We start from the raw sequence: 1073 nt of genomic DNA on the forward strand, positions 1-1073 counted from the left end.
CTTAGTTTAGAAGAAAAAAATGCAAAATTAGAAGCTCAAATTCAATTGTTGCGAGCTGAGAATGAATTATTAAAAAAGTTAGATATGATGGAAAGGGGGCTGGAGAAAAGAGAGTAAAAGTCTCTGCTGAAGAGAAGTTTCTTCTAATTCGTTCAGTTATTGAAAAGCATCAGCTTAAAGATATGGTCAGTTTTTTATGTGAGATTTCGGAAGTATCACGTTCAGGTTATTATAATTATTTTTCATCGGAATCTAAGAAAAAGAGAGACCAACGTGAGAAAGAAGATTTGATACTTAAAGAAAATATATTAAAAGCTTTTCATTTTAAACAACGTAATAAAGGTGCTCGTCAGATTAAAATGACTTTAGAAGGACAGTTTCATATTACATACAACTTAAAACGAATCCGAAGGATTATGAAGAAATACAACATAGTATGCCCTATTAGAAAAGCCAACCCTTATAGGAAAATGTTGAAAGCTACTCAAGAGCACTCTGTAATGCCTAACTTATTAAATCGGGAATTTAAACAAGACATCCCATATAAGGTATTACTTACAGACATTACTTATTTATATTACGGAAATGGACAAAAGGCTTATTTGTCCACAATTAAGGATAGTTCAACGAATGAAATATTAGCCTATAACGTTTCAAATCGACTCACGTTAGATTTAGCTACAGATACATTAGTAGAGTTAAAGAAAAATAGACGGGTACAGTTTGCAGAAGGAGCCTTTATTCATTCAGATCAGGGAGTACACTACACTAGTCCTACTTTTCAAAAGCAGGTAAAAAAACTAGGACTTGGACAATCAATGTCAAGAAGAGGAAACTGTTGGGATAACGCTCCACAAGAGTCTTTTTTCGGTCACTTTAAGGATGAGGCATATATTAAACGGTGTAATTCTTTAGAAGAACTCAAAAAGGAAATAAGAAGTTATATGATCTACTATAACATTTATAGATATCAATGGAATTTAAAGAAGATGACCCCTGTTGAATACAGAAATCATCTTCTCGATGTTGCATAACCTTTTTTAAAATGTCCTTTACAACGGGTACACTTTAAA

The 1073-nt window shown here is 32.4% G+C and carries 1 pseudogene; it reads left to right on the forward strand.

The window, feature by feature from the left end:
* Window positions 1-1034, forward strand: a pseudogene (locus JN080_RS28780) (IS3 family transposase); the annotation flags it as partial.
* Between the last annotated feature and the right edge of the window lie 39 nt (window positions 1035-1073).

Origin of the sequence: Bacillus sp. EB600 (assembly GCF_024494385.1) — a bacterium.
In the GTDB taxonomy this organism is placed as follows: Bacteria; Bacillota; Bacilli; order Bacillales; family Cytobacillaceae; genus JAEVLT01.